Below are 23287 nucleotides of genomic sequence, written 5' to 3'. Positions count from 1 at the left end.
AAACAGATGAAAATAGATATTCCAACAATGCGGGTACAAATGAGTGAAGGCGATAAAAAAAGAGATGCAGGATTAACTGAACCTGATACGATTACAGCAATCAAGGATTTAACTTATGGACCTCACGGGATTGAAAATAAATTTGACATCTACTATCCAGTTGGAACAACGACTTGTTTGCCAACAATTGTCAACATTCACGGTGGAGGTTTCTTTTACGGAGATAAGGAACTTTATCGTTTTTATACCATGTATTTAGCAAGCCAAGGATTTACTGTTGTGAATTTTAACTATAGACTTGCTCCTAACCATAAATATCCTGCGCCATTAGAAGATACCAATGCTTTGATGAATTGGTTACTGGTTCATGGAAAAGAGTATTATGTGGATATTGAACGCTTATTTTTAGTGGGAGATAGTGCTGGAGGACAATTAGCAGAGCAATATTCAACACTTACTACTAACCCTGACTATGCCAACTTGATGGATTTTACTGTAGCTGACGTTCACTTTAAAGCTGTAGCTCTAAACTGTGGCGCTTACTTTATTGGACAAACTGGTGCAATCAATCAGGATTTTCCATTTTACTTTGGTGAAATAATTCCGGAACAAACTGCGAAGCAATTTCCAGTGGAATCGTTTATTACCAGTGATTTTCCTCCAACCTTTATCACGACAGCTACCCATGATTTTTTAAAAGATGTCGGCGAGCCTTTAGTCGATATTCTCCGATCGAAGGGAGTAGAGTCAGAATTCCATCTTTACGCAAATCCAGATGGAGAAGAGTTACATCATGTTTTTCATTTGGATCAACGAAATCCTATTGGCAAACAATGCAATGAGGAAACCTTAGATTTTTTTAGAAAATTTCTTTAGTATTTACTTTTTGGAGGCAGACGGATGAATTATTTAAGTGTAGATATTGGCGGTACATTTACAAAATTTGGATTGATTGACCATTCAGGGAACTTCCTAGAGCAATGGAAAAGGAAAACGCCTGATTCATTGGTTGAATTTCAAAATCTTTTGCTTTTTGAAGTACAGAAGTATGAATCGTCTATTAAAGGAATTGGTGTAAGTTGTCCTGGGCGTGTAGATACAAAAATGGGCCACATACATACGGGAGGTGCGTTAAAATTTCTATATGACTTTCAAATGAAAAAATGGTTATCCCAGTATACTTCTCTACCATTTTCTCTTATTAATGATGGAAAAGCAGCTGCACTTTCTGAATGGTGGATCGGCAATTTGAAAGGTATCAAGAATGGTGCAGCAATTGTGCTTGGCACTGGCGTCGGAGGTGGATTGATTTTAGATAATCGGCTCTATAACGGCCCTCATTTTCAAGCAGGGGAGTTAAGTTTCATCATTCAAAATCATTCTGAGGCTGCGCCTACGCAATTATTGGGGTACTCGGGTTCAGCCGTTCGATTTATTCGAGAAGCGGCAGCTTTGATAGGTGTACCCAAAGAGGATTATCATTCTGTCTTTGCAAGCATTGAATCCAATACTTCACAAGAATTAATAAGTTTATTTGAACAATATTCTTCAAATATTGCTCAATTGATTTCGAATTTACAAGCGATTCTAGATTTAGAAAAAGTGGTCATTGGAGGTGGGATTAGCGCGCAAGACGCCTTAATACGAATGATTAATCAACAATATGAAAAAATTCGTCAGCAAGAACCACTGCTAGGTCAAACAATGGAAGCAGTACAAATTGATGCATGTGAATTTAGAAATTCAGCCAATTTGCTGGGGGCACTCTATCAGTTGTTGCTGGATTTGCAGGAGTAGGAATCAGTACAAATACAAATAGTTGGTATGGATCTTATGTATAGCTACTTCTATATCTTAACGAGAAAAACATCGTCAAAATTAGTTCGTAAATCTGTTGTATTAGAGCAATAAAGGAAAAGACTAGCGTTTAACTATTATTTAGAATCATGAACAATTCAAAAAAGTATTCATAAGGATTTTTTGATTATTTTGCCACATTTTTTCTTGATAGACCTGATGCACCTGAGTAATCGTTATGATTTGTTCTTCATCAGCTCTTTCAAGAAATCGTGCTAAAAATACGGGTTCTTCTGCTCGTGATAGGTGACGATTGTTGCTCGTCCGTTTGTCAGAAAGAAGCGCCTCAAACCCCTGATTCATATAGCGTGACGTCAAATTACTGATGTGAGAGTTAGACAATTTTGTGTTTTGACACATTTAAAAAGATTTTCTCTATTTTTTTTTAACTGAATCAATTTCATAATTCTATGCCTTGGTACGAAAGGGCTAAAAAGACACAAAAACAGGGAACCTCCCCATCTGTTATACTAGTAGTTGACTAAAACTCTATAAACAAAGGTGGGATTCCCTATGTCTATTATACAACAACCAACATTATTTGACATTGATTTTTTAGCACAACTTGATTGCCCTAATCGCTACGCCGAACTTTTCTCCCCAATTGATTTTTATCCTATTTTGACGTTATTTCAGAAAGAAAACCCAGTAGGTCCTCCTATTGAAATCAACTATAAAGCCTGTGTTTGTGCGCTTGTCGCTCGATTTATCGAAGGAATTCCTTCGATAAAAGCGCTTGTCAAACGCTTAAAAGAGGATCTTCAATTTAAATTAAGCTTAGGATTTCTTTATTCTGATCGAGTTCCTTCACAAGCCACGTTCTCTCGTATCACTTAAACGTTAGCGAAACACCCTGAAGTTCTTGAAGCCTTAAATTGTCTTTTACTTCAAGAAATTGATGCATCGTTTAACATTTTTAATGAGATAATTGCCATTGATGCAACGGCAATCAACGCACATTCAAAATCGACAAAAACAGAAAATCCTAAATTGCCTTCTGTTGAAAATCAGCGAACGCTTTCGAAAAAAGAACTAAACACAGTCATACCTCACTATCCTTCTTGGGGCGTGAAGAAAAATAGTCAAGGAAAAAATAATTATTGGTTTAGTTATAAAGGTCATTATGCAGTAACAACGAAGACGCATTACTTAGTTAGTGCCGTTACGACCTCTGCGTTTGTTTCAGATATGAGTATAGCCATTCCATTACTTAGAAACCTGAGCGAACTGAACATTCAACAAACGTTTGTCCTAATGGACAAAGGCTATGATGCAAAAGCGATTTATGAAGAAGCACACGCCTGCACGTTTGAACCGATTATTGATTTAAAGAAAGCAAAGAAAAATAACGGAGAAGTTGATCGCTACTTTACACCAACTTGTTTGCTTGAACATAGTTATTCTTATGATAGCTTTGATTTTCGATACGGTGCGTTAAAATTTGTCCGACCAGAACAGCACTGTCGGGGCTGTCCCCTAAAAAATGAAGGGCTTTGCCAAAAAGTGATGAAAATAAAGCAAACAACAAATGTAAGAAACTATTCTCATCCTGCGCGCGGTACCAAGAGTTGGAAAAAAATTTATGCAGAACGAACAGCAGTCGAACGAGTCAATAGCTATTTGAAAAGAAGTTATCAATTGAATGACACAACTTATTACAAAGCCGAGCAAGTTGTCGCAGAACAACGGCTTATTCAGCTAACTTATAATTTGAAAACATACGCAAATCAACGATTGAACAAAAAACATAGAGAAAAAGAATTAGTCGCCTAAAGTCAAAAAAAACAGTCATTTTTGAAATTGGACGAGTGATTACTTTTTTTAAAAGTGAATTATGAAATTGACTCAACTAAATTAGTATAATAATAACCAATATAAGGGCAAGGCGAATAAAGTTTTCTGCTGAAGCAATACTTAATTCATAGTCTTTGGATCATCTTCGACAATTGTTAATCCATAGAAAGAACGTTCAATAACCCAGCTAATGGGTAAAACAATCCACAAACTAGCTCCTTTAACTACTACACCGATGATTTTATTAAGTATCTAAGTCGCTTATGTGACTGTAGTTCCACGATATCGAGAATCAACGGAAATACCTTGTAAGCAAGGATGTTGGTTCAAATATTCCTCAAAGACAATTTCTCTATGGTAGTATTCTACCAATTTTCAGGGTATGTTTTTACATGGAAGAATATTTCCAAGTGTATCCGTAATAATATTCCTTTTTCTCCCTCTTCCTTTTTTCTGCTATTTTCCGAAGAATAAATCGTCTTTACGCTCTACTCTGAGAATCAACAAATCCCAAAACTTAGTTCTCAATTCCCCCTTGAGAAATTCAATCATTTTCAACGAGTTCCATAATAACCTCTTCCCAAATCCCTTTTTTGCGCACACCCTTATAAAAAGACCAAACGATTTTGTGGGGTGGAAAATCACTTGGAAGCATCCGCCATTGGCAACCAATCCACAGAAAGAGAAGTGGGATAATAGCTTGAAACCCACAAAATAAGGTACTCCTATAGTAGAAAAGGAACGCCTTATGATAATAGAGGAATCGAATCTTTCCATGTTTCATTGAAAACGGAAGAAGGCTACACGACTGGTTACTCAGATTTTGAAGAAGCAAATAGAGCGCTATATAGCTATATTGAAGGATGAAGAGTTTTATAACCGGAATCGAATCCATAGCTTTACTCACTATCTAACGCGAAGAGTTGGCAAAAGAAAAAATGACATAACCGTTCCTACTAAAGTGTGTCTAAGATATTAACTCAAATCCATTCTATAGGAGGAATAAAGCGCCATATAGCAATAGATACAGTTGGTCTCCCTAACGGTTGTTTAGTTTAATATCAGTGATAAAGTGGGGGAATAGAACTACTGAAAAAGCTTGATTTTCCTCATGAAAAAATCTGCTTTGTGACTGTGGCATCTAGGTAACCATTTCAAGAGAATGTTTTGACTGCGATTAGGGCAACAGTTCAAGTAGGTAAACAATCAGAGTCTCATATACTCAAGGTACTTCCTCTGCGATAAGTAGTCGAGTGCGCTTCTGCTTGATTGGATAACTTTAGTAGATTTTGGAAAAATTGTGAACGCTCTTGTAAACGTAGTACACAAATGATGGTACTTGCTTTTTTTCACTTCTCTTAAACAGCTTCTTAGAACTTGATTCATTTCGTCTAGTTTTCGTGAATTTACTTTCTTTTGAATGTTTATCTTATCCTAAAATGTCTGTTCAGTTCAGCTTTCATAATTTCTTCGATTGTTACACCAATCATAGTTCTAACTGCGTCTTTTATATCATCCACTGTCTCAATATCGTATTGCTGAATCATTTCTTTTATTTGCGCTTTAGAGAGCATACGTATCTGTTACTGTAAAAAAACAACACTTTCACCAACACTCCCTCGCATACGTAAATAGACTGTTGAAATTTCATATAATTGGTCGTAAAAAGTGAGCAGTAATGAAAAACACTTTTTTGGCACGAAAATTGCTATTAGTAAAATGAGCACAGTGAGGAGGAATACAATGAATACAATTATACTTGCAAGCCACGGAGAGTTAGCACTCGGTATGAAACAAACTGCTTCAGTAATTATTGGAGAAAATGATAATATCATTGCATTTTCTGCATATGGTGAACAAGATTTACCAATTAAAGAAAGCTTAATTCAAACAGTCAAGCATCACTATTTAAACAATAAGATTTATATTGTAACGGATATCTTAGGTGGAAGCGTAAACACAGAAGCGATGCAATTAACGAATGAATTCCCAGAAATCACCGTTCTTTCTGGAATGAATTTACCACTCATCATCAGCCTAGCAACAAAAACTACGAAGATATCAGTAGAAGAACTTGATTTAATTTTATCTGAAAGTCGACAAGGAATTGTTAATTGTTCAGCTTTAATCACGCAAACTGTAATGGAGGAGGATGATTTATGATTAAATTAGCACGAATTGACTATCGATTATTACATGGACAAGTCGTTTTTTCTTGGAGTAAGGCATTGAATATTACGCGAATTATTGTCATTAGCGATGAGGCTGCTAGTGATGAATTTAAAAAAATGTCACTAACTCTTTCAAAACCAAATGGTATTATCCTAAATATTTTTTCAGTAGATGAAGTTGTTAGTAAAATGCCTAAAATTCAGCAATTAACAGATAATATTATGATGGTATTTGGTAATCCAATGGAAGCCAATCGTTTCGTAGAAAAAGTTCCAGGTGTTTTACAAGAAATAAATTATGGCGTAATTACTAAAAAGGAGGGATCAACACAGTTTAGTAATGCCATTTATTTAAATGAGGAAGAAATTCTGGCCTCAAAAGAATTAATTTCTAAAGGTCTTCACTTATTTATGCAACAGGTTCCAACTTCAAAAAAAGAAAATCTTTCTTCACAATTATCGTAAAAAAGGAGGTTAAAAAATGCTTTTTCAATCCATTATTTTAGGTTTAATTGGTGTTGCTTGTATCTTAGACTCACGCTTATTGGGTCGTATGAACTTTGAACGTCCATTAATTGTTAGTACACTTGTTGGGTTAGTATTAGGCGATCTTGAGAAGGGGTTACTTGTCGGAGCCTCTCTGGAATTAATTTCATTAGGATTAGTTAATATTGGTGCGGCCGCTCCACCAGACATGAATATGGCATCTATCATTGCTACTGCTTATGCTATTTTATCAGGTGCTAACATTGAAGCCGCCCTAACAATTGCAGTACCAATTTCAGTATTAGGTCAGATGTTAGGTATTTTAATGCGAACTATCTTATCAAATCTTACTCACTATGCGGATAATATGATTGAAAAGGGAAAATTCGCTGAGGCTCGAAGGGTACATATTGTTTATGGGACAAGTTTGTATGCCTTAATGTATTTTGTGCCAATTTTCTTAGCTATTTATTTTGGAACGGATTTAGTTTCAGGAATCGTGAATTCAATTCCTGAATGGTTGACAAGTGGTCTCGGTTTAGCAAGTAAAATTTTACCTGCTTACGGATTTGCTTTACTCTTAAATACTATGCTTTCTAACAAAATGCTACCATTTTTATTACTAGGCTTCTTGATTACTGCCTATTCAGGGTTGAGTATCATTGGGATTGCTTTATTTGCAGGAATTTTAGCTTTTGTAATGGTCCAAGTAAAATATGGTAACAGTGGCGGAAATAGACAAGATGTTGATCCTTTAGATGACTTATAGGAGGAATTTAAATGAAAAAATCAAAGGAAAAAGATCCAAATAAATGGAAATATCGTCAATTCTTGTGGCGTTCTTGGGCAATCCAAGCTTCTTGGAACTATGAGCGTCAAATGAATATGGGCTTTATGTATGGCATTGCACCAATAATAGATAAATTATATACCAAAGAAGGTGATGAAGCTGGAAAAAAAGAAGCTTATGAGCGTCATATGGCTTATTACAATTGTACCCCACAAACCAGTGCTTTTGCTTTGGGATTGACTGCTTCAATGGAAGAACAGTATTACAATGATCAGGAAAATTTTAATATTGAAACTGTTAATGCAATGAAAACCTCCTTAATGGGTCCATTATCAGGTGTAGGAGATTCATTTTTCCAAGGTACTATTCGAATTTTAGCTTTTGGGTTAGGGATTAATTTAGCACAACAAGGCAGTATTTTAGGCCCAATTTTAGCAATGTTGATTTCTTTTGTTCCCTCTTACTTAGTCACTTATTATGGTGGGAAACTTGGTTATACGATGGGAAATAAATACTTAACTAAACTTTATCAAGAAGGTTTAATGGATAAAGTCATGTATGTTTGTTCAATTGTTGGTCTCATGGTTATTGGTTCAATGATTGCTAGTATGATTGGTGTCACTACACCTCTAAAATATGGCGAATCTTTTGTTTTACAAGACGTTTTAAATAATATCATACCGCAAATTATTCCGCTAGGTTTGACATTCTTTATGTATTGGTTATTGAAGAAAAAAGTAAATACTGGCTTAATGCTAGCAATCTGTATCTTAGGTGGGATTTTGCTAAGCTTCCTAGGCATTCTTGCATAAATCATCAATAATAGTCAAATGGCTATTTATTATAAAAAAAGTTAAGGAGGGATTCTCACATGAATCCAAAAGAAATTATCAAAGATATTTTAAAAAAAGGTGCTATTAAGAAAGTTGTTTTTGTTGGTTGCGGTGCATCGAAAGCAGATCTTTATCCAGCAAAATACTTTTTAGATCAAAATGCTAAAACTCTACAAATTAGCCATTTTACAGCAAATGAGTTTAATTTTGCAACACCTGTTTCAATCAATGAAGAAACGCTAGTTATCTCAGCTTCATTAGGTGGAACTACACCAGAAACAGTTGAAGCAAATGCTGTTGCTAAAAGTAAAGGTGCGACAGTGGTCAGCTTAACTCGTAGCGTTGACTCACCTCTAACAAAAGATGCAGATTACATTATTTATCACCGTTTTGCCGAAAACTATGCTGCTAAACTTGAAAAAACTGGTTATGCCTTACAATTAGCTATGGAAGTTTTAAACCAAACAGAAGGCTATGACCACTATGAAGATATGGTAGATGGTTTCAGCAAAATATATGATTTATCTCAAGAATCTGCAGAATCTGCTAGAAAACAAGCGAAGCAATTCGCTGAGGCGTATAAAGATGACTCTGTTATTTATGTGATGAGTAGTGGTGCAACTCATGAAGTAGCTTACTCAACATCTATTTGCTTAATGATGGAAATGCAGTGGATCAATTCTGGAACTTTCCATTCTGGAGAATTTTTCCATGGGCCGTTTGAAATTGTTGATAAAGATGTTCCGTTCATTCTTTTAATGAATGATGGTAGTACGCGCTCAATTGATGCGAGAGCTTTAACCTTCCTAGACCGCTTTGATGCTAAGACAACAGTTGTTGATGCTCTTGATTATGGTTTGTCTTCTGTCATCAAAAATACCGTTATTGATTACTTTAATCCAATGGTTATCACAGCTGTTTTCCGAGTTTATGCAGAGGAATTATCCATTGCTAGAGAACACCCACTTACCAAGCGTCGTTATATGTGGAAATTAGAATACTAACCGTTTTTAAATTTACTAAACCGATAATTTATACTACTGGGGAGAATCTACTGATTTTTCCCAGTAGTCATTTAAAATGCCATAGCATTTATAGTAGAAAAATATTAGAATGTAATAAAAATTGAGGAGGGAGAAAAGATGCATCCAAATGTTATTGATTATCTTATTCATAAAACACCAATAATAGCTGAAAAAACACTGAAAGAATTTTCTTCGCAAGGAATTAGTGAGGCTTTGAATTTGAGTAGAAGTACTGTTAGTGGTTATTTAAACAAATACTTCAAGGACGGCATTCTCTTAAAAATAAAATCCTATCCAGTAGTTTTTTTACACAAAGAAACATTTTCACAATCATTTTTTGAACCGCAGAAGAATGAATATAATAGTTTAGCCGAACTACTCCAAGAAAGCAATTATGTCCAGTATTCCGATGCATTAGAATCAGTTATTGGATCAAAAGGAAGCTTACGAGAACAGATTGGTCAAATTAAGACAGCAGTCCTTTATCCTGGTAAAGGACTGCCTATTTTACTATTAGGCCCCAGTGGCTCTGGAAAAACGTTTTTAGCCGAAAAAATATTTGACTATATGTGCGATGAAAAACAAGTAGTTGAAACGGCGCCTTTCATTTCTTACAATTGTGCTCAATACTTTAATAATCCAGAATTATTATCTAGTGTTTTATTCGGTCATGTGAAGGGGGCCTATACAGGTGCAGATGAAGCCCAAGCGGGATTATTAGAAAAAGCTGATGGGGGCGTATTATTTCTTGATGAAGTGCATCGCTTATCTGAAGAGGGGCAAGAAAAATTATTTACTTTTATGGATAGTGGACACTATTCGCCCATTGGAGATAACAGTATTCAAAAAAAATCATTTGTACGTTTAATTTTCGCTACAACAGAGGATGTCCATTCTACCTTTTTGCCAACCTTCATAAGACGATTACCAGTAATCATTCATTTACCAAAATTTCAAGATCGTCCTCAAAAGGAGCGCCTTTCTCTGATTGACAATTTCTTTATTAATGAAAGTAAAATTTTTGAGCAAACCATTACTGTTTCTAGTCGGGTCATTGATTTGTTGTTACGCTCTAGTTTTGAAGGCAATGTTGGGAAAATTAGGAATACCATTAAGTATGCCTGTGGTAATGCGTTTACTAGGAGCAAACAGCGAAAAGAAATTAGTATTCGACTTCAAGATTTACCTACAGATGCTAAGACAAAATCAAATGAACTAGCCGTGACATATGGTGAAGATAAGGCACGAAAATACACACCTCAATCAGTCATACATCAATACAGCATGACAAATCTCAAGAAAAACATTTATGATTATTTTTATCAATTAATTAGGCGTTATGAAGCTTATAAAAAAGGAACGATGAGTGTACAAATCTTATTGGAAGAGGAAATTAGTCACACTGTTTTCTTGATGGATGAATTAGCTTTCAAAAAAGGGAGTATTGATGAAGAAGAATCTCTCTTCACTTTCTTAGTTATGCAAATTCGGGCTACCTTTAATTTGATGCAGGAAAATTATGGTTTTACTCAAGATGGAAATAAGGTTATTGCGATTGCTCATTATTTATATGTGAAAGAAAATGAAAATATATTGATTAGTCATCAAAATTGGGCGGCTCTAAAAACTGAAATGATGCAATTTTTTGATGAAAATCTAGGGGATGCTTTTTGGTTATCCAAGCGACTTGTCAAACAATTGGCAACACAATTAGATATTGATTTATTGGAAGAAGATATATTATTAATCGCATTTTATCTTTATAGTCAAGAAATGGGGGAAGTCAATCGAAAAATCAAAGGCTTCGTTTTAGCACATGGCTATTCCACAGCAAGTAGTATGGCAAATGTTGCAAACCGATTATTGAAAAATAACATGTTCCAAGCTTATGATATGCCAATTGATATTACTTTGGATGAAGTAGAAACTCAAGTTATTAAATATATGGATAACTATCCAACAGAACCTGGCTTAATTCTTTTAGTGGACATGGGATCGCTCAATCAACTAGGAAGGCGACTTGTTGATAAACTAAAAGGGCCTTTAATAATTATTGATTTTGTCAGTACACCCATCGTCTTAGAAGTGGGTCAATTGATTTTATCTGGAAAATCAATTGCTGAAATTTATGAAAAAATTGAAACAAGGAATATCGTAACCAAAGAAATTGTTTATCCAAAATTGAATCGAAAAAAAGCGTTAATTACTTGCTGTTATACTGGATTAGGAAGTGCTAGACAAATTCAAGATATCTTAAAAAAGACTATTGGTAAACGAGTGGAAGATTTGCAAATCATTGCTTATGATTTCGAAAGTCTCCAAAAAAATAAATTGCAGGAAGTCCCATTTGAGATGTATGATGTTCTAGCAATTGTTGGTACTGTGAACCCGGAAGTCCCAAGAATTCCCTATATTGGAATGGATCGCTTGATTACTGGAGAATATCTAGAAGATTTTTTAGATATTTTGAAACATCACTTTGAAATAGCGGACACTGGGCTAAAGGAAGACTTAGTTTTTAATTTCTCGACTAAAAGAATTGTTGAAAACTTAACTATTTTGGATGCAGAAAAACTATTAAATTTGATTCAAATTGCATTAAAAGAAATTGAAAAAAATCTGAATGTATCGTTTGAAGGAACGAAGCAATTTCTTTTTTATCTACATACAGCATCTATGGTGGAACGAATTTTAAGGAAGCAAACGGTTGATAAACAAGAAGATTTGAAAGATTACTTGGAAAATCATAAAGAGACAATCGAAACAATTCATCATGCCTTCTTTATCTTAGAAAAAAATTATTCTATTAAAATTGAAGATCAAGAACTAAGACTAGTAAATGATATTATTATGGGGTAGGTGGAGAGATGTATAAAGGTATTATATTTGATATGGATGGTGTATTAATCAATAGTGAGCATTACTATTTTAAACGAAGAATGACATTTTTTGACAGTATTCACCAAAAACCAGGATCTAATGCAATCGAGGACTATATTGGTAAAACTGAACAACAAATTTGGCAATTATTAGCGCCCGATGAGAAGCAAAAAGAGCTTTTATATCCTCAGTACCAAGCTTATCGTGAAGCCCATCCAATTAATTTTATGCAAGTATTAAATAAAGATGCGCTCCCTACTATTTCTAAATTAAAAGCATTGGGTAAAAAAGTGGCCATCGCTTCTTCTTCTCCCAAAATTGAAATAGAGCGGATGATTCAACAAACTGGTATGCATCAGTTTTTAGACCTGTATATTTCTGGTGAAGAACTAAATGAAAGTAAACCACATCCAGAAATTTATCAAATCGTTAGCGAAAAGTTAGGTGTTAAATGTCTTGCAGTAGAAGATTCAACGGTAGGAATCGAGGCTGCAGTTACTGCAGGTATTTATACTTTAGCTTTAAAACAAAGCTATCCAGTCAATCAAGAAAAGGCAAATGCTGTGATTTATTCGTTAACTGAAATTTTTGATTATCTCTAAAAGCTTAGCTAATTTATAGAATAATAGGATGTTTGTCAAGTATTGAAAGAGGATGAGAAAAAGATGCTAGGGTTTGATAAATGTTAGACAACCATTCTGGATTCTTTGTTATGTCACTTTAATCAATTGATCAAAAAATTCTAATTTTTAAGGGTTTAAATGATGTAAATCCGTAGGAAATATCACTGATTGTAAAATTAGGCTGACAATTAAAAAAGCTACTTATGTAACACTCAATATAGTTCTGACAAAATTATAAGGAGTGAGTACAAATGATCTACACTTATCTGGTTATTAGAGGAACTTGTTATGGTAGAGGTTTATGCAAAAATGAATCAGTTGCTCACACCGCTCGAATACTACAACGTTCAAGACAAACAATTGATTCTGGGTATCGTGGGACTACAGTCATGTAAGTAACTGAGATATTTGATAAAACAATCGACGTGCTAGTTCGTGGATTGTTTTACCTATGCGCTGGGTTACTGAACGTACTTTTGCGAGGCTTAATAACTGTCGAAGATGAGTCAAAGATTATGAATTAAGTATTGCTTCAGCAGCAAACTTTATTCATCTTACGTTTCTATCGATTATTATCAGATGAAGAAGAACGCTTTCTAAAAGAAGTAGAAAACGAAGAATGGATCAGGAGTGCTTGTGAAATATAGTATCGTAGAAAATTCTTTGACAATTGCTAAATGGACGCAGACGGCGCAGGGTATAGTAAAAATTAAATACTGGTAAAATTTTTTAACAGGGGTTCTTAAGTGGCTACTATACGCAAAAATACAATTTACCAAAAGAAATTACAGCGTATGGTTTCTTAAGCTGGTCAATCGGAATGGCTTCTTATAAACAAAAGAAGAATTGCTACTATTTTATTGTGATGTAACGGATGCTGATTTACACTTTTTAAATTCAGAAGTACCACTAACTTTAGAAGTCGATTAAAAATTGATAAAGTTGCTAAATTTAGTGCCAAAAAAAGTTAGACTTTTTTGGAGTGGATCTCTCCACTCCGTTTTTCTGTCCGTTTATTGATGATTTTAGGCAGTCTTTAATGCTATTTTTTCTAAATTGCAGCAGACCCTGCCAATTTAGTTTCTCTTTCATCCGCTCATGATTCTAGTAATGAATGTAGCCATCAATGGCGTACTTCAATTCTTAAAAGCTATGATATTCTCTTCTGTGATTTATGAAATAAATCATTTAATGGGCGTTGCAGCTTAATAATAGAAAACATTGGAGAACTAATTTTACTTTTCAAACTTTGCAATAGAACCATTCTTTCTTTGAAAATGTGAGTATAATAGAAAAGCAATGAAAGAGAATAACAAGGGACCACTGATTAATGTAAGGCTCTGTAGGACATTACCTTTTAATAAAGGCTGACAAATCTGTAAAAAAATAGATAAAACAACACTTGTGATCACACTGTGGCTAAGTAATAAGCTACGTTTAACTGAGAAATCATAAAGGGAAGAATACTGTTGATTATACATATTTTCTTTAAACTTAGGATACGCAAGAGCTACTAAAAGATATGGAATTGCGCGAGAAATATTTGTCATAATCGTTAATTGATTATACAAAAAAACAACATAATGGCTGCTAAAGCTAATGCCCAAAATAAACAAACTGATGAATAAGCCTTGGATAAATAACGCATAACTAGGCATACCATGTTTATTATTATTTTTGAATTTAGGATGCCAATAGTGGAGAGGTGTTCCTTGTACCAACGTACGTATCGGTATGTAAAAAATAGTAGATAGTAGACCGATGTAAGAAAGCGTCAATGTTAGAGCAGTAAAGCGAATAAAAAATTGAACTAGTAATTGACTATGACTAGAAGATAAACTGAGGGAATATGCTATAGCTTCTCCTAAATTTGCCATCAACTCATACATAAGATTGCCTAAATGAATGCTACTATTTGCTTTTAAATGAGCTAAATTTGTTCCGCCACTCCATAAAAGAATTCCTAAAAAATAACAAACGACAACAAGAATACTACTGAAAATCAATAATTTCGGGAATTTATTTTTTTGTTTACCAGTTTTATCAACCAAACTAGCTACGGTATCTAATCCACCAAAAGCAGTAATTGCAAAAATCATAAAAGATAATTGTTCGATGAGTGCTCGTGATCCAAATACTCCAGAGTGTCCATCTTTTAGACTTGCAGTCAAGTTCGGGATAATCGCAGCTTGATTGGTGAGCCAAAGCCAAAGGTTTCCACCAAGACTAAGACCAATCAGAATGACCATTGAAATACCACTTAAGTATAATGCAGAGGCAATCCCTTTAAATCCCCGATTCACGAAAAATAAGGTAATACCAATGAGCAGGATTGATAAGAAACCAATCAGTACAGTTGTCGGAATTCCAGCGATAAGATGTTCTTTTTTAGTTAAATCTTCTCCAAAAATTAAAATAGATAAAGGAATCCATAATTTCATAAACAAGCTAATCATCCAAATAAAATAACTGCAATACCATAAAAATGCAGCAACAAAAGCAGTTCTTTCAGAGAGTGTACCTGCTAACCATCCATACAGACCACCATGCTGATTCTTATAAACTCCTGTGAATTCTGATATAATAATTGCGTAGGGAATAAAATAAAAAAGAGCAGCACCTATAAAAAAGGGGAATGCTTTCATACCCATCAAAAAAAAGGCAGTAGTCATACTGGAAAATGAAAAAACTGTCATCGTAATAATAATGATTAAGCGACTAGGGTTAAATGTAGTAGTAGTTTTCATAGACAGTCCTTTTAAATTAATTTATTATTTGCTTAAGAATAAAAGAAGATGTATAAGAAAACAAGTATTTCTTAAAAAATTAGGGAATAGGAGTAGTAGGATGAATGATCCACTTCAACAAAAAATAGAACAATTAAAGCAAGAATTAGAGGTAGATTTTGTTTCATTAGCTCTGTCTTCAGTCAATGAAGTAACGAAAATTCGTGAAATTCGCTGGAATTACGTGGCAGGAAATACAAATCAAAACTATGAACGAATCCGTCTTCAAGTTGGAAAAGGAATTGGTGGAATTGTCTGGCGAACAGGTCGAGGGTATCAAGCAACGAATTTACAAGATATGCCAGAAAAACTTGTCGAATTACCCATTACACGCATGGAAAAATTAGAAACAGTTGTTGCTTATCCTGTTTTAAAGTCAGGGCAAGTATATGGAGTTTTATTGGCTGGTTATCGAACAGTAAGAAATGTTCCGGATACATTGCTACAAACAATAAAAATAAAAGCGAATGAATTAAATGCTTATTTATAGGGGTTAAAATGAAAATAGAAGAGCGATTCTTTGATGAAGCACAAGATGCACTATTTTTAATTGATACGAAAAAAGGGGTTAAAAAAAATAAAAAAGCAAAAATATTAGAGAAAACAACAATTTTTTCACTTACTAAAGTTTTAGAAGTTGCTACAGGAGAAGGCTGTATGTTGCACTCAACGATGGAAAAATGTTTGCATTGTGAAGTGAAACAAGAATGGGATCAGGCTGCATTCCCCATTATTTTAGAAAAAAATAATGGGCAGCAAGAGCAGTTTAGTGGAAGCTATACAATCTATGATAACGAGCTATCTCTACTGAGCTTACGCCGTTTAGCTGTTCAAGATCGATTGCAGCAAATGATTCAAGATAAACGCTTAATTGAATATGTTAATCAAGCTCATGAAAACGAACGGCGTGCACTTTCGCAAGAATTACACGATGGTCTAGCTCAAAGTATTTATAGTTTAATGTTGGAGACACGTCAATTAAAACGAATGAAACAAATAGATAAAGTAACGGACAAATTACAAAAAATTGATGAAGATTTTGTCGCCTTGTTAAATGAAGTCAAACAAATGGCAATTGATTTGCGCCCAACAGCATTGGATGATTTAGGACTCATTCCTGCAATTGAAACATTATTACAACGATTAATCGAAACGACAGGTGTTGCTATTCATTTTATTCCAATACTTAACCAAAGACGTTTTTTTGATAAAATAGAAACGATCACCTATCGGGTATTACAAGAAAGTGTGATGAATAGTATTAAACATGCAGACATCACTGAGTTGTGGGTTACATTGAAAGAACAAGATTCACAATTAGTTCTGACTGTAATGGATCATGGCAGAGGCTTTAATTTACGAACAGTACAGGAACATAGCCATGGGTTAGGGTTATATCATATGCAAGAACGAGCGGAATCAATTGGTGGACAGTTAGTTATCCAATCAGAAGAATCGGTAGGAACAACTATTTCTTTAAGATTGCCAATCAATGAGGAGATGGGAGAATGAACATTATTATTGCAGATGATCATGCTGTTGTTCGTAGTGGGTTACGTTTATTGCTGGAAGAACAACAAGGAATAACAGTGGTTGGTGACGCTGCTGATGGTACAGAAGCTTTTTTGTTACTAGAAAAAAATAATGTGGATGTTGTTTTAATGGATATGCGCATGCCTCCTGGTGAAAATGGTTTACAAACAACCCGACGAATCAAAGAACATTTTCCAAACGTTAAAACAATCATATTAAGTATGCACGATGAAGAAGAATACGTACGAACGGCACTGTCGTATGGAGCGAAAGGCTATATTTTGAAAAGTTCTCAAGATACAATTTTGATTGAGGCAATCAAAAAAGTAATGGCTGGTGAAATTGCGATTGATCCGCTGTTTGGCAATTATTCGAATAAAGAGTGGCAATCAGCGAAGGATGTAAAAGAAGAGGCTTCAAAATATGATCGTTTATCGAAAAGAGAACGAGAAGTTTTGCCGTTAGTTGCCCTTGGGTTTAGTAACAAAGAAATAGCTGAACGATTGTTTATTTCTGTGAAAACAGTTGAAGTACATAAATCTAATTTAATGAAAAAATTGGAATTGGCTACATTTAGCGAATTATTACAATATAGTATGAAACATCAATTGATCGATTTGTGAGGTGGAAAAAATGATTGGAATTCTTTATGTTTTTCATGGAAGTCAAAAAGTAGAAAAAAATCAAGCAGCACAAAAATTTATTCAACAATTACAAGAACAGTTTCGGGATGAGTACAAACAGCAGACGGCTTTTTTAGAAAACCATCCAGATACAATAACGAAACAGGCAAGAGAAATGATTGCACAAGGTGTGACGAAATTGATTGTCGTTCCCGTTCTTTTATTTGCAGCTAAACATGCATTAGTAGATATACCTGAAGAACTTGCTCTAGTGAAAGAACAGTATCCAAAGGTTTCTATTTTACAAACAGAGACGTTTGGCCGTAAAAAAGGAAGTCGGCAAGTTTTATTCGAACGATTTCAAACGGAATTAACAGACTATTCTGCAGACGAGCTGATTGGCTTTTTGGTTGCTCATGGTTCAAAAAGAACAAGTGAGCCACAAGAAATTTTAACAGAAATTGCTGCCGAAATTCAACAAAAAGTTGGGTTTCCAATTTTTGCGACTAGTTTAAAGGGAAACGAGAACTATTTATCTGTGATTAAGCAAAATAACTCATTAGATAAGCAACCTGTTATTGTTCCTTTTTTCTTATTTGATGGTCATTTAACAACTAATATGCAAACAGAATTGACACAGAACTTTCCAGAAACGGCATTTATTATTACGAAAACATTGGAATTTGATCCTAGAATTTTAATAGATTTAGAAACTATTGTTAAAGAGGCGATTGTATGTATCCAGTCATGCTAAATTTAACTGATAAAAAAATTGTGATTATTGGTGGAGGAAAAATAGCCTTACGAAAAACTTTAGGTATTTTAAAAGCTAACGGTTCAGTAACAGTTATTTCACCAGATTTTTTGCCAGAATTTACCAAATTAGAGCGAGTGACGTTGATTGAAAACACATATGCTCCAAAATATTTGAGCGATGCACAATTAATTTTTGCTTGTACCAATTCTAAAGAAATTAATCAAAAAGTCGTAGCGGACGCTTCTGCTAATCAATGGGTAAATAATTGTGGTCAAAAAGAATTGAGCGATTTTTTTAATATGAATACAATTAAACAAAGTGATTATTTAATTGCACTATCTTCTTATGGGGAAAATCAAAAACTAATAAAAAAATTACAGTTTTTTTTAAAAGGAAAATTGACGGACTTTCAAAAATAACTATAATTAAATTGAATTGTCAAAAAAACATCTAAAAAAATAACGAAGAACAATTAGGTTATTCCCTAATTGTTCTTCGTTATTTTTTTTGCTAATCTATTGGTAACAAAGTATTGTTCAATTAATCACAAAGGGAGAGACCTATCGAATGAAAGAAAAACTTGTCTTGATTGGAAATGGTATGGCTGGTGTACGGACAATTGAAGAAATATTGGACCGTGATGATGAACGTTATCAAATTACTATAATTGGAGAAGAAAAATATCCAAATTATAATCGTATTATGTTGTCTAACGTGTTACAAAAGAAGATGACTGTTCCAGAAATCATTACCAATCCTTTAGAATGGTATACAGAAAATCAAATTGAATTGATTAATCATGATCCAGCAATAAAAATAGATCCAGAAACAAAAATAATTGTAACTAAATCGGGAAACCAAATCTCATATGATAAATGTATTCTAGCTACTGGTTCTAGGGCATTTATTTTACCTATTGAAGGGGCTAATCTACCAGAAGTCGTCGGTTTTAGAACAATTGATGATACAGAAAATATGCTGCAAGCAGCTCAAAAATATCAACGTGCAGTTGTTATCGGCGGTGGATTATTAGGATTAGAGGCAGCGAAAGGATTAGCTGATCAAGGAATGGATGTGACCGTTGTTCATTTAGAGAAATGGTTAATGGAAACCCAACTGGATGAAAAAGCAGGGAAAATGTTGCAAGCGGATCTCGAAAAACAAGGCTTGAATTTTTTGATGGAAAAAATGACACAAAAAATTTTAGGAGAAGAGCATGTCACAGGATTAGCATTTAATGATGGAACAACGATTGAAACAGATTTGGTTGTGATGTCCATTGGTATTCGTTCGGAAACGACACTGGCTAGAGAAGCAAAAATAGCGGTGAACCGCGGTATTATTGTGGATGATTATATGAAAACAAGTATGCCAGATATTTTTGCAGTAGGAGAATGTGCAGAACACAATGGCAATGTTTATGGGCTAGTAGCACCATTGTTTGAACAAGGAAAAGTTTTAGCAGATATTTTAACAGATAGAGAAACAAAACCATATCAAGGAAGTACGACCTTTACTTCATTAAAGGTTTCTGGGTGTGATCTTTATTCTGCTGGAAATATCAAAGAAACCGAAGGAATCACTAGTATTGAAGCGTTTGATGGGATTCATTATACGTATAAGAAAATTTTTGTAAGAGATAGTCAAGTTGTAGGTGTTGTACTTTATGGAGATACGAGTGAAGGTAATCGCTATTACAATATTCTGAAGAAAAACGAGAACATTGAAGAATACACGCCAGTTTCTTTATTACATATGGTGGGTGAACAAACGAGTACAGATGTCAGTGAATGGCCAGATGATGAGGTTATTTGCGGTTGTAACGGTATTGAGAAAGGAACTATTTTAAAAGCCATTAATGAAAAAGATCTAACTTCTGTTGCAGATGTAACCAAACATACAAAAGCTGGCGGTTCCTGTGGAAAATGTAAATCGGTGATTGGAGATGTACTAGCCTATGCACTTGGTGGTGAAGTTGTTTCTGCTCCAACAGGAATTTGCGGCTGTACAGATTTGACTCGTGATCAAATTGTGACTCAAATTTATGCTAAAAAATTGACATCTTCTGAAGAGGTGTATCGTGAATTAAATTTTACTAATCCAGAAGGCTGTCCAAAATGTCGTCCAGCAATCAATTTTTACTTGAATGTCGCATGGCCAAAAGAACATGAAGACGAAAAAGAATCTCGTTATGTAAATGAACGATTATACGCGAATATTCAAAATGATGGGACTTTTTCAGTGATTCCAAGAATGCGTGGCGGAAAAACGAACCCGCAGCAATTATTATTAATCGCAAAAGTGGCTGAAAAATATGAGGTGCCAATGGTTAAAGTAACTGGTAGCCAGCGAATTGGGTTATATGGCGTTAAAAAAGAAGATTTGCCTAAGATTTGGGAAGAATTAGAAATGACCTCTGCAGGTGCTTATGCGAAAGCTGTTCGTTCAGTTAAAACTTGTGTAGGAGCAAATTTCTGTCGCTTTGGTACGCAAGATTCGATGGGGTTAGGAATCAAATTGGAACAACGCTATGAGTTTATCGATACACCACATAAATTTAAAATGGGGGTTTCGGCTTGTCCAAGAAGTTGTGTAGAAAGTGGCGTGAAAGATTTTGGTGTGATCGGTGTGGATAATGGCTTCCAGATATATGTCGGTGGAAATGGCGGAACAGAGGTTAGAGAAGGTATTCTTCTAACAACTGCTGAAACCGAACAAGAAGTTATCGATATTTGTGGCGCGATGTTGCAGTATTATCGTGAAACAGGTATTTATGCTGAAAGAACGGCTCCATGGATTGAACGAATGGGTTTTGAAAATATTAAAGAATTATTATTAAATCCTGAAAAACGTCAAGAATTATTAGCTGCATTGGATGAAGCGGTGGTCGGTCGTCGCGGTAATCCGTGGGATGAAGTAGTAAAAGACGAAGTGCAACAAGAAGAATTATATACAGTAGGGAGAATCAATTAATGGAAAAAATACGAGTAGCGAAATTGGATGAACTAGCCCCTAGAATTGGGAAAGAAATTATTCTTGGCAACCAAAAAATCGCGTTGTTTCTTTTAAGTGATGGGCAAGTAAAAGCGATTGAAAATGTTTGTCCGCATAAACAAGGTCCGTTAGCAGAAGGAACTGTTTCAGGAGAGTATGTGTTTTGTCCGCTACATGACTATAAAATTTCATTAAATGATGGTCAAGTTCAAGAGCCCGATGAAGGCTGCGTAACTGTTTATGAAACGATTGTTGAAAAAGATGATATTTATGTAGTGGTCTAATTATGGGGAAAGTCTATTTTGTAGGAGCAGGCTCAGGAGATCCTGAGCTTCTAACAATCAAAGGGAAACGAATCATTGAAACAGCAGATGTTATTTTTTATGATCGTTTAGTTCACCCATCACTACTTTATTTAGCGAAGAAAACAGCTCGTTTCGTTTATAGTGGTAAATTTCCTAAAAAGCATATTCTACAGCAAAAAGAAATCAATCAATTACTGATTGATGAAGGCAAGAAAGAACAAATTGTTGTTCGATTAAAAGGTGGCGATCCTGGAATTTTTGGCCGAGTAGGAGAAGAGATCGAAACATTAAAAAAAGAACGAATTTTCTACGAAGTAGTTCCTGGAATTACTGCTGCTTCTGCAGCTAGTAGTTATAGTGGTGTCCCACTAACACATCGTGACTATAGCAGCAAAGTTACATTGGCTACAGCTCATCGGCAAGCTGGAGAAACGTTGGATTTTAACGGGTTAACAGAAAATGGCACGATTTGTTTATATATGGGAGTTGAACAAGCAGGAACTATTCAACAAAAATTGATTGAACAAGGTGTTTCTATTCATTTGCCTGTAGCAATTGTTGAATGGGGCAGTGTGGGTCGTCAACGTACACTTACTACTGATGTGGAAAATATGATAGAACAAGTGCAACAGTACCAAATCAAGAATCCCGCGTTGATCATTTTAGGCGAAGTAGTTACTTGTCGCCAAGGAAATGATTGGTTTGAAGAATTATCTTTATTTGGTCATAAAATTTTGTTGATTGATTCAGAAGAAATTACCTTTGAGACAATTACTTCTTATACACAAAAAGGTGCAGATGTTTATGCTGTTCAAGTTGGAGAACAAAGAGATAAACGATTTGATTTAGTTCATCAACACTATTTAGCAGAACATACCTTTGATGAAACGATTTACTTATCTGAAAAATTAGCAAATGATCATAAAAAAATGTGGAGTGAAATGAAGCAAAAACTAGTCCTCTGTTCTACTGATCGTTACTAGATAAAGGATACGTTTTGGCTTCTTCACTTTTTATAAAGGAGAAAATACTATGGGGTCTTTCCAGCCACCTGAAATTGTGGATGTTACGATTGAAAAAGGAATTCAAAAAGCAAAAGCTAGTTTTTTAACTTTAGCAGTATTAGGTTTTTTAGCGGGGGTATTTATCGCTGTTGCAGGAATTGCAATGATTCGAGCGATGGGAACTATGCCTAAAGAATGGGGAACTCTGGTCAATGTCATTGGAGCGGTCGTCTTTCCGTTTGGTTTGATTTGTCTATTGTTAGCCGGTGGTGAATTGGTTACAGGAAATATGATGGTTGTTTCTATGGCACTATTTGCAAAAAAAGTTTCTGGAAAACAATGGCTACGAAATATTTTGATTGTTACACTTTTTAATTTAATTGGTTCGATTTTTGTCGCGTACGTTTTTGGATATTTAAGTGGCGCTTTACAAGGAGATTTTGCAGAGCGAGCCATTCAAGTTTCTCTTGGAAGAACGAAAGATACATTTTTACAAGGTTTTTTATCAGGAATTGCCTGTAATTTTTTAGTTAGTACGGCTGTTTATTTAAATTTTGCCGCTAAAGATTTTATTGGAAAAATCGTAGGGATCTTTTTACCGATTATGGGATTTGTTATCTGTGGTTTTCAACATGTAGTAGCAAATATGTTTTTAATTCCGATGGGCATTTTTTTAGGTGGAAATACTTGGGCAGCATTCGGACAAAATATGATTAGTGTGTACTTAGGAAATATTATCGGTGGAGGCTTTTTTGTAGCAGGACTTTATTTCTTAGCTTACAAAGTTGGAACTGGACAGTTGTCAAAAAAATAAAATCCAGTATGA

Annotated in this window: 24 protein-coding genes and 1 pseudogene; 22 read left to right on the top strand and 3 right to left on the bottom strand. The window is 34.7% G+C overall.

What is annotated here, in order from left to right:
- The first annotated feature begins 6 nt into the window (after positions 1-6).
- Positions 7-876 (top strand): alpha/beta hydrolase, encoded by an 870-nt coding sequence (locus tag ACYSNW_RS06075; RefSeq protein ID WP_461743586.1) that lies wholly within the window; start codon positions 7-9, stop codon positions 874-876.
- Positions 877-900: 24 nt separating this feature from the next.
- Positions 901-1797, top strand: a complete 897-nt coding sequence (locus ACYSNW_RS06070; protein ID WP_461743585.1) for an ROK family protein — start codon at positions 901-903, stop codon at positions 1795-1797.
- Between the two features lie 147 nt (positions 1798-1944).
- Here ACYSNW_RS06070 and ACYSNW_RS06065 read toward each other — a convergent pair whose 3' ends face one another.
- On the bottom strand, positions 1945-2160 hold the full coding sequence (locus ACYSNW_RS06065) for a hypothetical protein (protein ID WP_461743584.1): 216 nt from the start codon (positions 2158-2160) through the stop codon (positions 1945-1947).
- A 210-nt stretch (positions 2161-2370) separates the two neighbouring features.
- On the opposite strand from ACYSNW_RS06065, the gene ACYSNW_RS06060 reads away from it, so the two are divergent.
- On the top strand, positions 2371-2694 hold the full coding sequence (locus tag ACYSNW_RS06060) for a transposase (RefSeq protein ID WP_461743583.1): 324 nt from the start codon (positions 2371-2373) through the stop codon (positions 2692-2694).
- Between the two features lie 57 nt (positions 2695-2751).
- Complete coding sequence (locus ACYSNW_RS06055; protein WP_461743806.1) at positions 2752-3630, top strand: transposase; 879 nt, start codon at positions 2752-2754, stop codon at positions 3628-3630.
- Positions 3631-4195: 565 nt separating this feature from the next.
- Here the strand turns inward: ACYSNW_RS06055 and ACYSNW_RS06050 are convergent.
- Complete coding sequence (locus tag ACYSNW_RS06050) at positions 4196-4324, bottom strand: transposase (RefSeq protein ID WP_461743805.1); 129 nt, start codon at positions 4322-4324, stop codon at positions 4196-4198.
- Between the two features lie 26 nt (positions 4325-4350).
- On the opposite strand from ACYSNW_RS06050, the pseudogene ACYSNW_RS06045 reads away from it, so the two are divergent.
- The 9 genes and pseudogenes from ACYSNW_RS06045 to ACYSNW_RS06005 all read left to right on the top strand — a co-directional run.
- Positions 4351-4515: pseudogene (locus ACYSNW_RS06045) on the top strand (integrase core domain-containing protein); the annotation flags it as partial.
- 879 nt (positions 4516-5394) lie between these two features.
- Positions 5395-5814, top strand: coding sequence for a PTS sugar transporter subunit IIA (locus tag ACYSNW_RS06040; protein WP_461743581.1), 420 nt, complete (start codon positions 5395-5397; stop codon positions 5812-5814).
- Complete coding sequence (locus tag ACYSNW_RS06035) at positions 5811-6287, top strand: PTS sugar transporter subunit IIB (RefSeq protein ID WP_461743580.1); 477 nt, start codon at positions 5811-5813, stop codon at positions 6285-6287. The genes ACYSNW_RS06040 and ACYSNW_RS06035 overlap by 4 nt, the downstream gene beginning before the upstream one ends.
- 16 nt (positions 6288-6303) lie before the next feature.
- Entirely contained in the window at positions 6304-7077 is a 774-nt protein-coding gene (locus ACYSNW_RS06030) for a PTS mannose/fructose/sorbose/N-acetylgalactosamine transporter subunit IIC (protein ID WP_461743579.1), read from the top strand.
- 11 nt (positions 7078-7088) lie between these two features.
- On the top strand, positions 7089-7910 hold the full coding sequence (locus ACYSNW_RS06025) for a PTS system mannose/fructose/sorbose family transporter subunit IID (RefSeq protein WP_461743578.1): 822 nt from the start codon (positions 7089-7091) through the stop codon (positions 7908-7910).
- 59 nt (positions 7911-7969) lie between these two features.
- Complete coding sequence (locus tag ACYSNW_RS06020) at positions 7970-8935, top strand: SIS domain-containing protein (protein ID WP_461743577.1); 966 nt, start codon at positions 7970-7972, stop codon at positions 8933-8935.
- 138 nt (positions 8936-9073) lie between these two features.
- The gene (locus tag ACYSNW_RS06015; protein WP_461743576.1) at positions 9074-11815 is read left to right on the top strand and encodes a sigma 54-interacting transcriptional regulator; all 2742 of its coding nucleotides are present in this window, start codon (positions 9074-9076) and stop codon (positions 11813-11815) included.
- Positions 11816-11823: 8 nt separating this feature from the next.
- A complete protein-coding gene (locus tag ACYSNW_RS06010) occupies positions 11824-12438 on the top strand; it encodes an HAD family hydrolase (RefSeq protein WP_461743575.1) in 615 nt (204 codons plus the stop codon).
- 272 nt (positions 12439-12710) lie between these two features.
- Positions 12711-12854 carry a hypothetical protein gene (locus ACYSNW_RS06005; protein WP_461743574.1) on the top strand — a complete coding sequence of 48 codons (144 nt, stop codon included), beginning with the start codon at positions 12711-12713 and terminating at the stop codon, positions 12852-12854.
- An 840-nt stretch (positions 12855-13694) separates the two neighbouring features.
- Here the strand turns inward: ACYSNW_RS06005 and ACYSNW_RS06000 are convergent.
- Positions 13695-15206, bottom strand: coding sequence for an amino acid permease (locus ACYSNW_RS06000; protein ID WP_461743573.1), 1512 nt, complete (start codon positions 15204-15206; stop codon positions 13695-13697).
- A gap of 100 nt (positions 15207-15306) precedes the next feature.
- Between ACYSNW_RS06000 and ACYSNW_RS05995 the strand changes: the two genes are divergently transcribed.
- The 9 genes from ACYSNW_RS05995 to ACYSNW_RS05955 all read left to right on the top strand — a co-directional run bounded on the left by ACYSNW_RS05995 (position 15307) and on the right by ACYSNW_RS05955 (position 23275).
- Entirely contained in the window at positions 15307-15735 is a 429-nt protein-coding gene (locus ACYSNW_RS05995) for a GAF domain-containing protein (protein WP_461743572.1), read from the top strand.
- An 8-nt stretch (positions 15736-15743) separates the two neighbouring features.
- A complete protein-coding gene (locus tag ACYSNW_RS05990) occupies positions 15744-16757 on the top strand; it encodes a sensor histidine kinase (RefSeq protein WP_461743571.1) in 1014 nt (337 codons plus the stop codon).
- A complete protein-coding gene (locus ACYSNW_RS05985) occupies positions 16754-17401 on the top strand; it encodes a response regulator transcription factor (protein WP_461743570.1) in 648 nt (215 codons plus the stop codon). The genes ACYSNW_RS05990 and ACYSNW_RS05985 overlap by 4 nt, the downstream gene beginning before the upstream one ends.
- A gap of 10 nt (positions 17402-17411) precedes the next feature.
- Entirely contained in the window at positions 17412-18155 is a 744-nt protein-coding gene (locus ACYSNW_RS05980) for a sirohydrochlorin chelatase (protein WP_461743569.1), read from the top strand.
- Positions 18137-18577 (top strand): precorrin-2 dehydrogenase/sirohydrochlorin ferrochelatase family protein, encoded by a 441-nt coding sequence (locus ACYSNW_RS05975; RefSeq protein ID WP_461743568.1) that lies wholly within the window; start codon positions 18137-18139, stop codon positions 18575-18577. Before ACYSNW_RS05980 ends, ACYSNW_RS05975 begins: the two co-directional genes overlap by 19 nt.
- Positions 18578-18725: 148 nt before the next feature.
- Positions 18726-21131 carry a nitrite reductase large subunit NirB gene (nirB, locus tag ACYSNW_RS05970; protein WP_461743567.1) on the top strand — a complete coding sequence of 802 codons (2406 nt, stop codon included), beginning with the start codon at positions 18726-18728 and terminating at the stop codon, positions 21129-21131.
- Complete coding sequence (nirD, locus tag ACYSNW_RS05965) at positions 21131-21436, top strand: nitrite reductase small subunit NirD (RefSeq protein ID WP_461743566.1); 306 nt, start codon at positions 21131-21133, stop codon at positions 21434-21436. Before nirB ends, nirD begins: the two co-directional genes overlap by 1 nt.
- 2 nt (positions 21437-21438) lie before the next feature.
- Positions 21439-22440 carry a uroporphyrinogen-III C-methyltransferase gene (gene cobA / locus ACYSNW_RS05960; RefSeq protein ID WP_461743564.1) on the top strand — a complete coding sequence of 334 codons (1002 nt, stop codon included), beginning with the start codon at positions 21439-21441 and terminating at the stop codon, positions 22438-22440.
- 49 nt (positions 22441-22489) lie between these two features.
- A complete protein-coding gene (locus ACYSNW_RS05955; protein WP_461743563.1) occupies positions 22490-23275 on the top strand; it encodes a formate/nitrite transporter family protein in 786 nt (261 codons plus the stop codon).
- Positions 23276-23287 lie beyond the last annotated feature (12 nt).

The sequence above is a fragment of the Enterococcus sp. LJL99 genome, from assembly GCF_054871725.1.
This window is presented reverse-complemented; position numbering and strand designations above follow the sequence as displayed.

What these genes read in the sequence shown, in the direction of transcription:
- ACYSNW_RS05995 (WP_461743572.1), top strand. Translation starts at nt 15,307, where the DNA reads ATGAATGATCCACTTCAACAAAAAATAGAACAATTAAAGCAAGAATTA.
- ACYSNW_RS05990 (WP_461743571.1), top strand. Translation starts at nt 15,744, where the DNA reads ATGAAAATAGAAGAGCGATTCTTTGATGAAGCACAAGATGCACTATTT.
- ACYSNW_RS06025 (WP_461743578.1), top strand. Translation starts at nt 7,089, where the DNA reads ATGAAAAAATCAAAGGAAAAAGATCCAAATAAATGGAAATATCGTCAA.
- ACYSNW_RS06070 (WP_461743585.1), top strand. Translation starts at nt 901, where the DNA reads ATGAATTATTTAAGTGTAGATATTGGCGGTACATTTACAAAATTTGGA.
- ACYSNW_RS06005 (WP_461743574.1), top strand. Translation starts at nt 12,711, where the DNA reads ATGATCTACACTTATCTGGTTATTAGAGGAACTTGTTATGGTAGAGGT.
- nirD (WP_461743566.1), top strand. Translation starts at nt 21,131, where the DNA reads ATGGAAAAAATACGAGTAGCGAAATTGGATGAACTAGCCCCTAGAATT.
- ACYSNW_RS06010 (WP_461743575.1), top strand. Translation starts at nt 11,824, where the DNA reads ATGTATAAAGGTATTATATTTGATATGGATGGTGTATTAATCAATAGT.
- ACYSNW_RS06000 (WP_461743573.1), bottom strand. Translation starts at nt 15,206, where the DNA reads ATGAAAACTACTACTACATTTAACCCTAGTCGCTTAATCATTATTATT.
- ACYSNW_RS05985 (WP_461743570.1), top strand. Translation starts at nt 16,754, where the DNA reads ATGAACATTATTATTGCAGATGATCATGCTGTTGTTCGTAGTGGGTTA.
- nirB (WP_461743567.1), top strand. Translation starts at nt 18,726, where the DNA reads ATGAAAGAAAAACTTGTCTTGATTGGAAATGGTATGGCTGGTGTACGG.
- ACYSNW_RS06030 (WP_461743579.1), top strand. Translation starts at nt 6,304, where the DNA reads ATGCTTTTTCAATCCATTATTTTAGGTTTAATTGGTGTTGCTTGTATC.
- ACYSNW_RS06020 (WP_461743577.1), top strand. Translation starts at nt 7,970, where the DNA reads ATGAATCCAAAAGAAATTATCAAAGATATTTTAAAAAAAGGTGCTATT.
- ACYSNW_RS06035 (WP_461743580.1), top strand. Translation starts at nt 5,811, where the DNA reads ATGATTAAATTAGCACGAATTGACTATCGATTATTACATGGACAAGTC.
- cobA (WP_461743564.1), top strand. Translation starts at nt 21,439, where the DNA reads ATGGGGAAAGTCTATTTTGTAGGAGCAGGCTCAGGAGATCCTGAGCTT.
- ACYSNW_RS06065 (WP_461743584.1), bottom strand. Translation starts at nt 2,160, where the DNA reads ATGAATCAGGGGTTTGAGGCGCTTCTTTCTGACAAACGGACGAGCAAC.
- ACYSNW_RS05955 (WP_461743563.1), top strand. Translation starts at nt 22,490, where the DNA reads ATGGGGTCTTTCCAGCCACCTGAAATTGTGGATGTTACGATTGAAAAA.
- ACYSNW_RS06075 (WP_461743586.1), top strand. Translation starts at nt 7, where the DNA reads ATGAAAATAGATATTCCAACAATGCGGGTACAAATGAGTGAAGGCGAT.
- ACYSNW_RS05980 (WP_461743569.1), top strand. Translation starts at nt 17,412, where the DNA reads ATGATTGGAATTCTTTATGTTTTTCATGGAAGTCAAAAAGTAGAAAAA.
- ACYSNW_RS06040 (WP_461743581.1), top strand. Translation starts at nt 5,395, where the DNA reads ATGAATACAATTATACTTGCAAGCCACGGAGAGTTAGCACTCGGTATG.
- ACYSNW_RS06015 (WP_461743576.1), top strand. Translation starts at nt 9,074, where the DNA reads ATGCATCCAAATGTTATTGATTATCTTATTCATAAAACACCAATAATA.
- ACYSNW_RS06060 (WP_461743583.1), top strand. Translation starts at nt 2,371, where the DNA reads ATGTCTATTATACAACAACCAACATTATTTGACATTGATTTTTTAGCA.
- ACYSNW_RS05975 (WP_461743568.1), top strand. Translation starts at nt 18,137, where the DNA reads ATGTATCCAGTCATGCTAAATTTAACTGATAAAAAAATTGTGATTATT.